Here is a 14,245-nt window from a genome sequence, read left to right as displayed (position 1 = left end):
GATCAAGGAATCAAAATGGTCGATCCCGTAGTGCGACGTGCGCTGAGTTCGATGTGCGCCTTGGCGGCATCTTTGAGTGCATAGCGCTGGATGTCATCTACCTTGAGCTTGCCCTCGGCGATCAGGGCGAATACGTCGGTGGCCATGGTTTGCAGGTTTTCCGCATTATTGGCGTAGGTCGTCAGCGTTGGGCGCGTGACGTACAGCGAGCCTTTTTGCGCAAGAATGCCAAGATTGACCCCTGCCACTGGCCCTGACGCATTGCCGAAGCTGATCAACAGACCGCGCGGCGCGAGGCTGTCCAACGAGGTCAGCCAAGTATCCTGGCCAACGCCGTCGTACACCACCGGGCATTTCTTGCCGTCGGTCAACTCGAGAACCCGCTTGACCACGTCTTCTTTGCTGTAATCGATGGTTTCCCAGGCACCCAGCGCTTTGGCATGCGCCGCTTTCTCAGCGGAACTGACCGTGCCGATCAGTTTAACGCCCAAGGCCTTCGCCCACTGGCACGCCAGAGAACCTACGCCGCCAGCTGCTGCATGAAACAGCACGGTTTCGCCGCTCTTAAGCGCATATGTCTGGTGAAACAGATACTGCACGGTCAGGCCCTTGAGCATTACTGCAGCAGCTTGTTCAAAGCTGATCGAGTCCGGCAGTTTCACCAGGTTCGCGGCTGGAAGAACATGCACCTCGCTGTAAGCGCCCAAGGGGCCACTTGCGTAAGCCACGCGGTCGCCGACCTTGAACTGGCGAACGTCGCTACCAACCGCTTCGACGATGCCCGCTCCTTCTGTGCCCAGGCCGGACGGCATTGACGGTGCCGGGTAAAGACCGCTACGGAAATAAGTGTCGATGAAGTTCAGGCCAATCGCTTTGGTGCGCACGCGGACTTGCTGAAGACCCGGTTCGGCGGGTTCGAACTCCACATATTCAAGAACCTCGGGGCCGCCAATGATGCTGAACTGGATACGCTTTGCCATCTGTTCTCTCCGGTGATGAATTGAAACAAGAAATGCAGGTAGCCATCGGACCCGATCCCTTGATCCCCGTCAACAGCGTCAGCCATATGGCCAATGGTATGCTAAGCGCCAATTTGCCAGCCCCGCTGATCCTCACGGTTCAACGACGTTACAAGGTGACCCGATGACAACCCGCACCGACGCTGTAAAAGCTTACTTGCTCGACCTGCAAGACCGAATTTGCAATGTGCTGGAAAGCGAAGATGGCGGCGCACGCTTTGCTGAAGATGCCTGGACGCGGCCAGCAGGTGGAGGCGGGCGCACCCGCGTCATCGGAAACGGTGATGTGATCGAAAAAGGTGGGGTCAATTTTTCTCACGTTTTCGGCAGCGGCTTACCGCCGTCCGCCAGCGCACATCGGCCTGAGTTGGCCGGGCGTGGTTTCGAGGCGTTGGGCGTGTCGCTGGTGATTCATCCGCACAACCCTCATGTGCCAACATCCCACGCGAACGTGCGGTTTTTTATCGCCGAAAAAGAAGGCGAAGAACCGGTCTGGTGGTTTGGTGGCGGCTTCGATCTGACCCCGTACTACGCCGTTGAAGAGGACTGCGTTCACTGGCACCGTATTGCCGAACAGGCTTGCGCGCCGTTCGGGGCCGATGTTTATCCCCGTTATAAAGCCTGGTGCGACACCTATTTCCATATTAAGCATCGCAACGAGCCGCGCGGGATTGGCGGCCTGTTTTTCGATGACTTGAATGAGTGGGATTTTGATATCAGCTTTGCTTTCGTTCGTGCCATCGGCGACGCTTACATCGACGCATATTTGCCCATCATTCAACGTCGTAAAAACATGGCCTACACAAAGAAGCAGCGTGAGTTTCAGGAATTTCGCCGTGGACGTTATGTCGAGTTCAACTTGGTCTACGACCGGGGCACTCTATTCGGTCTGCAATCGGGTGGCCGTACCGAGTCGATTCTAATGTCGCTGCCGCCACAAGTTCGCTGGAGCTACGATTGGAAGGCTGAACCGGGCACCGAAGAAGCGCGCCTGACTGAGTACTTCTTGCAGGACCGGGATTGGTTGGCGCTGGCCTGATAGGCCGCGGCTTGATTTTCCAAGTGAGTTCGGTCATTCAGGTGATTCACCTGTGGGAGCTGATTCAATAGTGACTGCCTCAGTCCAAACGCCACAAAGACCGAATCAGGAAGTTTTCCATGGACCATTATGTCGTTTTTGGTAACCCCATAGGCCACAGCAAATCGCCACTGATTCATCGTTTGTTCGCGAAGCAAACGGGAGAGCAGCTCGAATACAGCACCTTGCTAGCGCCGCTGGATGACTTCATCGGTTGTGCAAAGAATTTCTTTGAAAACGGATGCGGTGCCAACGTCACCGTGCCGTTCAAAGAGCAGGCTTTTCGTTTCGCAGACAGCTTGACTGAACGTGCGCAACGCGCGGGTGCTGTGAACACCTTGCGCAAAGGTTTAGATGGTCGCCTGTTGGGCGATAACACTGATGGTGCCGGGCTGGTGCGGGATCTGACCGTGAATGCCGGCGTGGCTTTGAAGGGAAAGCGTATCCTGTTGCTCGGTGCGGGCGGCGCGGTACGGGGCGCGCTGGAGCCATTGTTGGCCGAGAAGCCAGCGGTGTTGGTGATCGCTAACCGTACGGTTGAAAAAGCCGAGCAACTTGCCCAGGAATTCACCGATTTAGGGCCAGTTTTTGCCAGTGGCTTTGATTGGCTGGAGGAGTCATTTGACGTAATTATCAACGCCACCTCCGCCAGTCTTGCCGGTGAGGTTCCGCCGATTACCTCCAGTTTGATCCAGCAGGGGCATACCGTTTGCTACGACATGATGTATGGCAAAGAACCTACGCCATTCTGCCGTTGGGCCACGGACCATGGCGCGGCCAACGTTTTGGACGGCTTGGGCATGCTTGCCGAACAAGCGGCCGAAGCGTTCTACCTGTGGCGCGGGATGCGTCCGCACACAGCGCCAGTATTGGCTGAATTACGGCGCCAGTTGGCCAGCACCTGATGAGCTAAGGCGTTAGTCGACAAACAGAATCGGGCATTTATCGGCACCTTCCAGCTTGCGCAGTTCATCGACTACCTGCGGCCGGGCGCTTTTCAGCGTCAGGCTGCGGTTTAGGCCACGTAAACGGCGGGCTTCTTGATGAAGCATTTCAACGCCGGAGTAATCGATGAAGTTGATTTGCTGCGCTTCGATCACCACGCGCAGGCCTTTGCTGCTTTGCAAACGGACCTGCAGGTAGTGGCTGGCGCCAAAGAAAATCGATCCGCCCACCCGCAAAATATCATCATCGCCGTCGCGCCACTGCTGGACTCGCGGCTGCGAGGTGCGCTTGAGATAGAAGAACAGTGAGACCAGCACGCCCGCGTAAATCGCCGTTTGCAACTCCAATAGCAACGTGGCCAGGCAGGTCAACGCCATCACCACAAACTCCGCCCGACTCACACGAAACAGTGCGCGAATACCGCGACGGTCAACCAAGCCCCAGCAGATCAATAGAATTGATGCAGCCATGCTTGGAATCGGAATGTGCGCAATCAACGATGCGCCGCACAGCGCAAATAGCGCTACCCATAAGGCCGAAAACACTCCGGCCAATGGTGAACGCGCGCCGGCGTCATAACTTAATGCCGCGCGCGTGAACGAACCCGCCGAGAGGTACCCAGAAAATAACGAGCCGACCATGTTCGACAGACCTTGGGCGCGGACTTCCTGATTGGCATCGAGTAATTGTTGTGAGCGCGTCGATAGCGAGCGAGCAATAGACAGGCTGGTCACCAGCCCGAGCATGCCCACCGCGACGGCGCTGGGCAGTAATTTTAGAATCAGCTCCACGTCCAGCGGCAGCGCGCTGAAAGGTGGTAAATGCCCGACAAACGCATGGACCAGTTGCACCTGCCCAAACTTTTCCGGCCATAGCCACACCAGAGAACCGGCACCTGACAACGTAATCAACAAGGTTGGCCAGCGTGGGAGAAAGTATTTCAGGGTCCCACCGACGACCAGGGTCAGGGCGCCGAGGATCAGCGATGAAGAGTCAATCTCCCGCCGATGTTCAAGCAGGGCAGATATGCTTTTCAGCGCGGTGGATTGGCTGCTCACCTCCAACCCCAAAAAGCTCGGCAGCTGGCCCAGCGCGATCACTACGGCGGCGCCCAAGGTAAAACCCAATATCACTGAATGTGAAACGAAGTTCACCAGCGCCCCGAAACGTAGCAACCCCAACAGCCATTGAAACAGCCCGCCGATGAACGTCAGCAGCAAAATCAGTGTGATGTAATCGTTACTGCCGGGTACCGCCAACGGACTGATGCTCGCGTAGAGCACGATAGAAATTGCCGCAGTGGGCCCGCATATCAAGTGAAACGACGAGCCCCACAAACAGGCGATCAATACCGGAACAATGGCCGCATAAAGACCGTACTCCGGCGGTAATCCTGCGATCAAGGCATAAGCGATGGATTGCGGCAGTGCCAGAATTGCCCCACTCAAGCCTACGAGCGCGTCGTTACCAACACTGGCGCGGGTTTGTCGGGGAAGCCAATCCAGGAACGGAAAGAGTGTGTGGCGGTTGAACCAACCCATGAATCTCTCAGTGGTTTTACAAAAGCGTGAAAGTGGGATTTTAGCCATTTCGATGCAGGGTCACGGTGTGTGGTGACTGCTTGGCAGTCAATCGCAAGCAAGCTCGCTCTTATGTGATATGGGGCACACAGCCCATACCTGTAGGAGCAGGCTTGCCAGCGAAGCTTTTACCGTTACAACTTTGCTTTTACAGCAGTCAACGCGTCTTTCTGGTCGATGGTTTTTACGCCGTCGAGCCATTTTTCCAGAACAGCAGGGTTGGCTTTGATCCAGGCTTTGGCCGCTTCTGCGTTGGTGATTTTCTTGCTCACCACTTCAGACATGATGCTGTTTTCCATCTCTTGCGTGAAGCTCAGGTTGGTCAGAAGCTTGCCGACGTTCGGGCACGCATCGGCATAACCTTTGCGAGTCAGGGTGAACACGCTGCCGGTGTCGCCGAAATACGCCTCTCCGCCTTTGAGATAGTGCATTTTCATCTGCACGTTCATTGGGTGCGGCGTCCAGCCAAGGAACACTACAAAGGTGTTTTTCTTCACGTTGCGAGCGACTTCGGCCAGCATTGCCTGTTCGCTGGACTCAACCAGTTTCCACTGGCCCAGATCAAACTCGTTTTTCTTGATGATGGTCGCCAGCGAAATATTGGCCGGTGCGCCGGAGCCAATGCCGTAGATTTTTTTGCCGAATTTATCAGCGTACTTATTCAGATCGGAAAAGTTGTGTACGCCTGCGTCCCAGACGTAATCCGGCACGGCGAGGGTGAACTCGGTGCCATCCAGGTTTTTGGTCAGTTGAGTGACTTCGCCATTGGCAATGAACTTGTCATAGAAACCTTGCTGGGCCGGCATCCAGTTACCCAAGAATATATCCACTTGGCCGTCCTTGAGGCCACCGTAGGCGATCGGTACAGCCAGTGTGTCCACCTTGGCTTTGTAACCCATACCATCGAGCAAGAAGCCGGTAATCGCATTGGTAGCCGCAATATCGCTCCAGCCGGGATCAGCCATTTTTACCGTGCTGCAGCTCTGATCAGCGGCGAAGGCCGAAACGCTGGTCAAAGCAATAAACCCGACCGCCAGTGTTGTGGATAACTTCATTTGGTTGTGCCCCTTTGGTTTTTTTTGATTTTGGCAGGGTTAAGGTTGTGGATAACGTGCCTTACGCTCCAAATCGTCGAGGTCGATATGGTTGCGCATGTATTGCTGACTGGCGTCTACCAGCGGCTGGTGATCCCAACTCTTCAGCTTGCCGATTGCCAGCGATTGGGCGACAAAACGTCGACGACGCTGGCTGGCGAGCACCTGATGGTGTATCGCCGGAATATCCCATTTGGCCCGTGCTTCGGCCAGAAACGCAGTGAACAACTGTTGATGAGACGTTGACTGGCTTAGCTCTTCCAGCTCCTTGGGATCGTTGTGCACATTAAACAACATGCACGGATCCTGCTCTGAATAAATGAATTTATAGGCGCCGCGACGAATCATCATCAGCGGGCTAATCGTTCCTTCAGCCATATATTCACCAAACACTTCGTCGTGTCCGGCTTCACCATTCAAATGCGGTACTAGCGAACGACCATCAAGCGGTAGACCGGCATCTAACTCGCCCCCGGCCAACGCCACGAAGGTTGGAAGCAAATCGGCGGTGGAGACGGCTGAGCCTACGCGACGCGCGGTGAATTGGCCTGGAGCGTAGACCAGCAATGGCACGCGTGCGGCCATCTCAAACCAGTGCATTTTGTACCAAAGACCACGTTCGCCCAACATGTCCCCGTGGTCGCCCGAAAACACGATGATAGTGTCGTTGGCTAGGCCAGCGTCTTCGAGAGTTTGTAGCAGCTTGCCGATGTTGCTGTCGATGTAGCTGCACGCACCGAAGTAGGCGCGACGGGCATCGCGAATCTTATCCACAGGCATCGGTTTGTCCCACAGATCATAGACCTTGAGCAGACGTTGCGAATGTGGGTCCAGCGCCGCCTGATCGGCGTGGGCGGGCGGCATTGGTATGTCTTCGTCGGCGTACAGATCCCAGAACGGTTTCGGGATGGTGTACGGGTCGTGCGGGTGAGTCATGGAAACGGTCAGGCAGAACGGCGCATCACCATCTTCACGGATGTAATCGAACAAATACTGCTGTGCCTTGAATACCACCTCTTCATCGAAATCCAACTGATTGGTACGCACGCATGGCCCGGCTTGCAGCACCGACGCCATATTGTGGTACCAGCTAGGTCGGACATTCGGCTCGTCCCAGTTCACAGCCCAACCGTAATCGGCGGGGTAAATGTCACTGGTGAGGCGTTCTTCGTAGCCGTGCAACTGATCCGGGCCGCAGAAGTGCATCTTGCCGGACAGTGCGGTTTTGTAGCCTAAACCTCGCAAATAGTGGGCGTAGGTCGGTATGTCAGCTGGAAAATCGGCAGCGTTGTCGTAGGCGCCGATCTTGCTTGGCAATTGACCGCTGACCAAGGTAAATCGAGAGGGGGCACACAGCGGGCTGTTGCAGTAGGCGGCATCGAACACCACGCCTTCAGCGGCGAGGCGGCTCAAATTCGGCATTTTGACTGGAGATGAGGCGTAAAACGGCAACATCGGCGCGGCCATCTGATCGGCCATGATAAAAAGAATATTCTTGCGCTTCATGTATTCGCGGCATTCCATAGTGAAAATTTATGCGAGAGTGCTGGACCTGAGAATGCGACCCATGGACTTAGCGGTAAAGCCCATGCCAAACAATGCCTAGGATAAGTTCAGCTTATGTATGAAGCCCTTGGTGGTTTGTCTTTGGATTTGATGCGGGCGTTTGAAGCCGCTGCCAGACATCGTAGTTTTACCGCTGCGTCGGTTGAGCTGGGCACCACTCAGCCTGCGGTCAGCCAGCAGATCAAGCGTCTCGAAGAACAACTGACGACCCGATTGTTTGACCGCATCTACCGGGGCATTGAGCTAACCGAAGCGGGCGAAGTTTTGTTTAGCTACGTGCAGTCGGGCTTGCAGTCCATCGATGGTGGATTACATGCGATTACTGCACAGCGTCAGCACGAAGTGTTACAGGTAGCCACCGACTTTGCGTTTGCGGCTTATTGGCTCATGCCGCGCTTGCATCGCTTCCACAAAGCTAACCCGGACGTGGACGTCAGTTTGGTTACCAGTGAGCGTAGCCATAACATGCTGCGGGCTGATGTCGATGTGGCGGTATTGTTCGGTGACGGGCGTTTTAAGCAGGGCGAAAGCCGTTGGTTGTTCAGTGAAGAAGTGTTTCCTGTGTGCAGCCCGCAATTGGTAGCAGGCAGGACATTACCGTTGCCGACTGAAGCGTTGCTTGACCTTCCCTTGCTGCATTTACGCGGTGAGGGCAGCAGTAATTGGTTTGATTGGAGCGGAGTTTTCCGTGAACTCAATTTGCGCCAGGCTCCGGCCCCAGGCCAGTTGCGCTTCGACAATTACACGCTGTTGATCCAAGCCGCTATTGCCGGCCAAGGAGTTGCCATCGGCTGGCGGCATCTAGTGGATGCTTTGCTAGAACAAAATCTACTTTGCAGGCCCATCGCTGCTACCGCCATCTCAGCGTGCGGCTATTACGTAGTTTTGCCGCAACGCAAACGCCGGGTGCAACTGGTGCAACAGTTTGTCGATTGGCTGGCGACGGAGCAGGCGCAAAGCGGCGATTCGCTGGCGGGACGGACGTTGCCGTCGATTGCTGTATAGGCGTATTTTTCTCTGTAGGAGAGGCTGCCTGCGCCTTCGACGCGGCGCTTACGCGAAACAAAAGCAAGGCGAGAGGCCAGTTGCGATGATCAAAATCTGCCGTCTCGCCCGCGTGTTGGCTCAGTGAGTCTGCGTCGGGCGCAGGATCAATTCAGCACGTTATCCAAAATGGTGTAAATGACGCCTGTGGTAATTGCGACCAGCACCACATCCGGCCCTACCCGGCGCCATTCATAACCTTCGTAACGAGGTAACTGTTCAAGTGCGCGCGGGTCAATCGGTTCGCCGTAACCATAAGGCAGTGGGCGGCCACGCTCCAATCGGATGTCTGGCGGTAATGGCCGACCCCGGGAGAAGTACTCATGGTGATCATGGAAGCTGCGACGTGCCTCGTCGAAGTTCTCCGGCGGCCGGCGTGGACCGTGTTCATCATGGTCATAATGGCGGTCGTCATGGCCGTCATGGCCGTGATTGTCGTCTCGGTAATTTTCGTCCTGATGATTGTCGCCTCCACGTCCGTGATCGTGCTGATCACGGTCATCGGCGTGCAACAACGGACTGGCGCTCATGATCATCATGATCCCCAGGCCTGCAACTAAACGGGTTGGCAGTTTCATTTCTCGATCCTCGAAATTCGGTCAGCAAAAAGGGTTCTAAGCCGCCGCCAGGAACCCTTTTCGCTTGTAACTTAGTGTGTTTATTGAGGTTTAAATTCCTCTTCAGAGCAATCTTTACCCTTTGCTGACACGGGCGCTACGAACGCCGCTTGCCAACGCGGAACACAGGCTCAGTACGTCGTCGATGGCTTGGTTTGGAGAGGTGGCCTTGGCGATTTTGTCGACCAGGGCCGAACCGACCACTACACCTTCTGCCAACCTCGCGATATCAGCGGCTTGTTCCGGGGTACGGATGCCAAAGCCGACGCTGATCGGCAGATCGGTGTGGCGACGTAAACGCTCAATCGCGTATTTGACTTGGTCCGAAGTCGCCGACCCAGCGCCAGTAACTCCGGCAACAGACACGTAGTAGACGAAGCCAGAGCTGCGCTCCAAGACCGTTGGCAGGCGTGCGTCATCGGTGGTTGGGGTGGTCAAGCGGATAAAATCGATACCGGCAGCCTGCGCCGGCGTGGCCAGCTCAGCGTCATGTTCGGGCGGCAGGTCTACGATGATCAAGCCATCGACGCCGACGGCTTTGGCTTCTGCCACGAAGGCCTCAACACCGAAGCGGTGAATCGGGTTGTAGTAGCCCATCAGCACAATCGGTGTGGAGTGGTTGTCGACGCGGAATTCGCGAACCATGTTTAGGGTTTTTGCCAGGGTTTGACCTGCGTCCAAAGCGCGCAAGGTCGCCAACTGAATCGCCAGCCCGTCGGCCATGGGATCGGTGAACGGCATGCCCAACTCGATAACATCGGCTCCGGCCTCCGGTAGGCCCTTGAGGATTGCCAGGGAGGTTTCATAACCCGGGTCGCCAGCGGTGATAAAGGTTACCAGCGCGGCCCGGCCTTCGGCTTTCAATTCTGCGAAACGTTGTTCGAGACGGCTCATACCAATTGCTCCTGGGACTTGTTGGCAGCGGTCATGTGGCTCATCACGGTTTGCATGTCTTTGTCACCACGGCCCGAGAGGCAAACCACCATCAAGTGATCATCGCGCAGGTTGGTGGCGCGTTTCATGGCTTCGGCCAATGCGTGAGCTGTTTCGAGCGCCGGGATAATGCCTTCCAGCAGGCAGCAATGGTGGAACGCCTCGAGTGCTTCGTCGTCGGTGATACTGACGTACTCGACGCGTTTCATTTCGTGCAGGTAAGCGTGTTCCGGGCCAATGCCAGGGTAGTCGAGGCCAGCAGAAATCGAGTGCGCGTCTGTGATCTGGCCGTCGGTATCTTGTAGTAGATAAGTGCGGTTGCCGTGCAGAACCCCCGGTACGCCGCCGTTCAGGCTGGCGGCGTGTTTGTCGGTATCGACGCCATGACCGCCAGCTTCAACGCCAATGATTTCGACACTGGCGTCATCCAGAAAGGGGTGAAACAGGCCCATGGCGTTGGAGCCGCCACCGACGCAAGCAATCAGACTGTCTGGCAGACGGCCTTCTTTTTCTTGCAGCTGTTCTTTGGTTTCTTTGCCTATGATTGATTGAAAGTCGCGAACCATCGACGGATAAGGATGTGGGCCAGCCACGGTTCCAATCATGTAGAAGGTGTCCTCGACGTTGGTAACCCAATCGCGTAGAGCTTCGTTCATCGCGTCTTTCAGAGTGCCGGTGCCGGAAATGACTGGCACGATCTCAGCGCCCAGCAGCCTCATGCGAAACACGTTGGCCTGTTGCCGTTCTATGTCGGTTGCGCCCATATAGATAACGCACGGAAGACCGAAACGCGCTGCTACGGTCGCTGTGGCCACGCCATGCATGCCAGCACCTGTTTCAGCGATCAGGCGTGTTTTACCCATACGTTTGGCAAGCAACACCTGGCCGATGCAGTTATTAATTTTGTGCGCGCCGGTGTGGTTCAGTTCTTCGCGCTTAAAGTAGATTTTTGCGCCGCCGCAATACTCGGTCAGACGTTCGGCGAAATATAGTGGATTTGGACGGCCCACATAGTCGCGCTGAAAGTAGGCGAGTTGCTTAAGAAATTCGGGATCGACCTTGGCGGCTTCGTATTCTCGGTCAAGGTCGAGCACCAGGGGCATTAGGGTTTCAGCCACGTAACGGCCGCCAAATGAGCCAAACAGGCCGTTTGCATCAGCGCCTTTGCGAAAATGGGTCTGGGTCATGGGACCTCCAAGTGATGTATCGAAAATGATTAGCCGTTGAGGCAGTACAACCACTTTAACCAGCGCCATCGCCGATGAAAACCGATAAGATCGACGCGACTTGTCAGAAAAACTCACGGATACCATGAGCCGAGATCTCCCCCCTCTTAATGCCTTACGCGCTTTTGAAGCGGCTGCCCGTTTAAGCAGCGTCAGCAAGGCTGCCGAGCAGCTCCACGTTACCCACGGCGCGGTCAGTCGGCAGCTCAAAGTGCTGGAAGAGCACTTGGGCCTCGCGTTGTTCGTCAAAGACGGGCGTGGCCTTAAACTCACAGATGCAGGTATTCGGTTGCGCGATGCCAGCGCTGACGTATTTGAACGCTTGCGCTCGGTCTGCGCTGAATTAACTCAAACCAGCGCCGACGCCCCCTTTGTTCTGGGCTGCTCAGGAAGCCTGCTGGCACGCTGGTTTATTCCGCGTCTGGGGCGTCTGAACGCGGAGTTACCAGATTTGCGCCTGCATTTGTCGGCCGGGGAAGGTGATTTTGATCCCCGTCGTCCCGGGTTGGATGCCTTACTGGTTTTTGCCGAACCGCCTTGGCCCTCAGACATGCAGGTATATGAGCTCGCCAGTGAGCGGATTGGCCCAGTGATGAGTCCCCGGTTTTCCGGTTTTGAAAAACTTCGTCATGCGCCGGTGCGGTCATTGACGAGCGAAACGCTGTTACAAACCACGTCTAGGTTGCAAGCTTGGCCGATTTGGGCTCAGAAAAACGGGATCGAGCCAGACGCGCTGCATTATGGTCAGGGTTTTGAGCATTTGTATTATTTGCTAGAAGCAGCTGTTGCAGGATTAGGCATTGCGATCGCGCCGGAGCCGCTGGTGGCGGATGACCTACGTGCCGGACGCCTAGCGGCACCTTGGGGCTTTAGTGAGACACCGGCGCGGCTGGCGTTGTGGATTCCGAAACGCGCCGCAGATGGGCGCGCTCAGCAATTGGCGCAGTGGCTAAAAGCCGAGCTTGAGCGGGGAGCCAGAGGCTGAATCAATCGCGCCTGAACAACAGGTAGGCAGCCAGCAGACCGATTGCACCGACCGCAACGCCAGCGGTGGTCCACGGGTGTTCTTGCGCGTAATCGCGAGTAGCAAGACCCGTTTCGCGAGTTTTGTCTTTAACTTCGGCGTACACATCGCTAAGCAAGCTGCGTGAATGGCTTAGCGCATTTTCAGCGTTGGCTTTGAGGCTTTTCAGGGTTTTGCGCGACTCGTCCGACGCATCGGATTTAAGGCTCTCAAGGGATTTAAGAAGACTTTCGATCTCGGCTTCCATGCTTTGCAACGAGGCTTTACGTAGAGAGGTGTTAGCCATAGTGGCTCTCCTGCAGTGATGAGTGGCGTGTGTTGTTTCCGACTCCGAGGTTTCAGGAAAGTGCGGCGGTACCTGAACTTTTCAAAAGTTTTTGCCCACAGAGTAAGTAGCAATTCGCTGCTACGCTCTTAACGACATCTTTGGGAGAACTGCCATGAGTGATCACCACACTTACAAAAAAGTCGAGCTGGTTGGCTCATCGTCCACCACCATCGAAGACGCGATCGACAACGCCATCGCTGAAGCGGCCAAAAGCATCAAGCACCTGGAGTGGTTCGAAGTACTGGAGACTCGCGGCCATATTGAAGATGGGAGGGTTGCGCACTACCAGGTGACGTTGAATGTAGGCTTTCGAATCGCGAATAGCTGATCACGCTGAACTTTTGCACTGGCCGATTGCCATAAAATCCGCTACAAACAGTGAACCCGCTGTCGCGAAATCGTTGGCGTGGTTAATGATTAGGTTGCGTCCCAACCTGGTTAACCTAACGAGGGAGTGTGACCGATGAAGAAGTTTGTATTGGCGATAGCGCTGTTAAGCATTGCAGGTACCGCGATGGCCGCTGGCAAGTCCTGCGATGATTTAAAATCGGAAATCGATGCGAAAATCAAAGCTAAAGGTGCCTCGTCTTACAGCCTTGAGGTCGTTGCGAAAGGCAGCTCGACGGATGCTAAGGTTGTGGGCACCTGTGAGGCCGGCACCAAGGAAATTGTGTACAAGCGCGGCTAATGCGTAAGGCTTAACAAAAACCGACGCCCTCAAGGGCGTCGGTTTTTTACGTAAGTTTCCCGCCTTTCGTTGATCTGCGCAGCCTGCAAAGATTCAGCCCAGTACAGTTTCCGCCAGAATCTCGTAAGAGCGCAATCGATCGGCGTGGTCGTACATGTCGCAAGTAAAGATTAGTTCGTCGGCTTGGGTCTGCTCCACTAACACTTCAAGCTTGGCGCGAATTTTCAGCGCGCTGCCGACCATTGCCAACCCTAGGAAATCAGCCACGGCTTCACGTTCGTGGGGCAACCATAAGCCTTCCATGGTTTTTACCGGAGGTTTCTGGACCAAGCTTTGGCCCCGCATCAACGAAAGAATCCGCTGGTAAAGCGAGGTCGCCAGATAATCGGCGTGCTCATCGGTATCGGCGGCCGCCAATGGCACGCCGAGCATGACGTAAGGATCGTCCAGGTAGATCGACGGCTTGAAATGGTTACGATAAACCCGAATCGCTTCGTGCATGTAACGCGGCGCGAAATGGGATGCGAAGGCGTAAGGCAAACCGCGCTCGCCGGCCAGTTGTGCGCTGAACAAGCTAGAGCCCAGTAACCAGACCGGCACGTTGGTGCCCGTACCCGGTACGGCAATTACCCGCTGATTCGGCGTGCGAGGACCTAGATAGCGCAGCAATTCGGACACGTCTTCAGGAAAATCGTCCGCGCTGCCGGAGCGTTCGCGGCGCAAGGCGCGGGCGGTCATTTGATCCGATCCTGGCGCGCGGCCCAGGCCCAAATCGATGCGGCCTGGATATAAGCTGGCGAGAGTTCCGAATTGTTCTGCTATCACCAGCGGTGCGTGATTGGGCAGCATGACGCCACCGGCGCCGACGCGAATGGTCGAGGTGCCACCGGCTACATAGCCAATCAGGACTGAGGTCGCCGAGCTGGCGATGCCGTCCATGTTGTGGTGTTCGGCCACCCAAAAACGGTTATAGCCAAGCTTTTCAACGTGTCTGGCTAAATCCAACGAGTTGCGAAGCGATTGCGCTGAGCCAGCATCTTGGCGCACTGGCACCAGATCGAGGGTAGAGATTTTGACATCCGCTAAACGTTTCATAAGCCACT

Annotated in this window: 15 protein-coding genes; 6 read left to right on the top strand and 9 right to left on the bottom strand. The window is 55.7% G+C overall.

The features are described from left to right. Window positions 1–2: 2 nt before the first annotated feature. On the bottom strand, window positions 3–980 hold the full coding sequence (locus tag RGW60_RS18750; protein WP_322205980.1) for an NADPH:quinone reductase: 978 nt from the start codon (window positions 978–980) through the stop codon (window positions 3–5). A 163-nt stretch (window positions 981–1,143) separates the two neighbouring features. On the opposite strand from RGW60_RS18750, the gene hemF reads away from it, so the two are divergent. Together hemF and aroE are read left to right on the top strand one after the other, a co-directional pair. After that, window positions 1,144–2,058, top strand: coding sequence for an oxygen-dependent coproporphyrinogen oxidase (gene hemF, locus RGW60_RS18745; RefSeq protein WP_322205979.1), 915 nt, complete (start codon window positions 1,144–1,146; stop codon window positions 2,056–2,058). 119 nt (window positions 2,059–2,177) lie between these two features. Then, window positions 2,178–3,002: a shikimate dehydrogenase gene (gene aroE, locus RGW60_RS18740; protein ID WP_322205978.1), complete on the top strand. Its 825-nt coding sequence runs from the start codon at window positions 2,178–2,180 to the stop codon at window positions 3,000–3,002. Between the two features lie 12 nt (window positions 3,003–3,014). On the opposite strand, the gene RGW60_RS18735 is transcribed toward aroE, so the two are convergent. The 3 genes from RGW60_RS18735 to betC all read right to left on the bottom strand — a co-directional run bounded on the left by RGW60_RS18735 (window position 3,015) and on the right by betC (window position 7,222). Continuing rightward, window positions 3,015–4,583, bottom strand: coding sequence for a SulP family inorganic anion transporter (locus RGW60_RS18735; protein ID WP_322205977.1), 1,569 nt, complete (start codon window positions 4,581–4,583; stop codon window positions 3,015–3,017). Between the two features lie 173 nt (window positions 4,584–4,756). Continuing rightward, on the bottom strand, window positions 4,757–5,677 hold the full coding sequence (gene choX, locus RGW60_RS18730; RefSeq protein WP_322205976.1) for a choline ABC transporter substrate-binding protein: 921 nt from the start codon (window positions 5,675–5,677) through the stop codon (window positions 4,757–4,759). 39 nt (window positions 5,678–5,716) lie between these two features. Further along, window positions 5,717–7,222: a choline-sulfatase gene (gene betC, locus RGW60_RS18725; RefSeq protein WP_322205975.1), complete on the bottom strand. Its 1,506-nt coding sequence runs from the start codon at window positions 7,220–7,222 to the stop codon at window positions 5,717–5,719. 114 nt (window positions 7,223–7,336) lie between these two features. Between betC and RGW60_RS18720 the strand changes: the two genes are divergently transcribed. After that, window positions 7,337–8,287 (top strand): choline sulfate utilization transcriptional regulator, encoded by a 951-nt coding sequence (locus RGW60_RS18720; RefSeq protein WP_322205974.1) that lies wholly within the window; start codon window positions 7,337–7,339, stop codon window positions 8,285–8,287. 146 nt (window positions 8,288–8,433) lie between these two features. Here the strand turns inward: RGW60_RS18720 and RGW60_RS18715 are convergent, their stop codons facing one another. The 3 genes from RGW60_RS18715 to trpB all read right to left on the bottom strand — a co-directional run bounded on the left by RGW60_RS18715 (window position 8,434) and on the right by trpB (window position 11,063). Beyond that, a complete protein-coding gene (locus RGW60_RS18715; protein WP_322205973.1) occupies window positions 8,434–8,904 on the bottom strand; it encodes an anti-virulence regulator CigR family protein in 471 nt (156 codons plus the stop codon). A gap of 114 nt (window positions 8,905–9,018) precedes the next feature. Further along, window positions 9,019–9,837, bottom strand: a complete 819-nt coding sequence (gene trpA / locus RGW60_RS18710; protein WP_322205972.1) for a tryptophan synthase subunit alpha — start codon at window positions 9,835–9,837, stop codon at window positions 9,019–9,021. Continuing rightward, a complete protein-coding gene (trpB, locus tag RGW60_RS18705) occupies window positions 9,834–11,063 on the bottom strand; it encodes a tryptophan synthase subunit beta (protein ID WP_322205971.1) in 1,230 nt (409 codons plus the stop codon). Before trpB ends, trpA begins: the two co-directional genes overlap by 4 nt. 124 nt (window positions 11,064–11,187) lie before the next feature. Between trpB and RGW60_RS18700 the strand changes: the two genes are divergently transcribed. After that, window positions 11,188–12,087 carry a LysR family transcriptional regulator gene (locus RGW60_RS18700; protein ID WP_322205970.1) on the top strand — a complete coding sequence of 300 codons (900 nt, stop codon included), beginning with the start codon at window positions 11,188–11,190 and terminating at the stop codon, window positions 12,085–12,087. 1 nt (window position 12,088) lies between these two features. On the opposite strand, the gene RGW60_RS18695 is transcribed toward RGW60_RS18700, so the two are convergent. Next, on the bottom strand, window positions 12,089–12,412 hold the full coding sequence (locus tag RGW60_RS18695) for a DUF883 family protein (protein WP_322205969.1): 324 nt from the start codon (window positions 12,410–12,412) through the stop codon (window positions 12,089–12,091). A 154-nt stretch (window positions 12,413–12,566) separates the two neighbouring features. Between RGW60_RS18695 and RGW60_RS18690 the strand changes: the two genes are divergently transcribed. Both RGW60_RS18690 and RGW60_RS18685 read left to right on the top strand, forming a co-directional pair. Further along, window positions 12,567–12,782 (top strand): dodecin, encoded by a 216-nt coding sequence (locus RGW60_RS18690; RefSeq protein WP_322205968.1) that lies wholly within the window; start codon window positions 12,567–12,569, stop codon window positions 12,780–12,782. Window positions 12,783–12,917: 135 nt separating this feature from the next. Then, window positions 12,918–13,142: a DUF1161 domain-containing protein gene (locus RGW60_RS18685; protein WP_322205967.1), complete on the top strand. Its 225-nt coding sequence runs from the start codon at window positions 12,918–12,920 to the stop codon at window positions 13,140–13,142. Window positions 13,143–13,235: 93 nt separating this feature from the next. Here the strand turns inward: RGW60_RS18685 and RGW60_RS18680 are convergent, their stop codons facing one another. Further along, entirely contained in the window at window positions 13,236–14,237 is a 1,002-nt protein-coding gene (locus RGW60_RS18680) for an LLM class flavin-dependent oxidoreductase (protein WP_322205966.1), read from the bottom strand. Window positions 14,238–14,245 lie beyond the last annotated feature (8 nt).

Origin of the sequence: Pseudomonas sp. AB6 (assembly GCF_034314105.1) — a bacterium.
GTDB lineage: Bacteria > Pseudomonadota > Gammaproteobacteria > Pseudomonadales > Pseudomonadaceae > Aquipseudomonas.
This window is presented reverse-complemented; position numbering and strand designations above follow the sequence as displayed.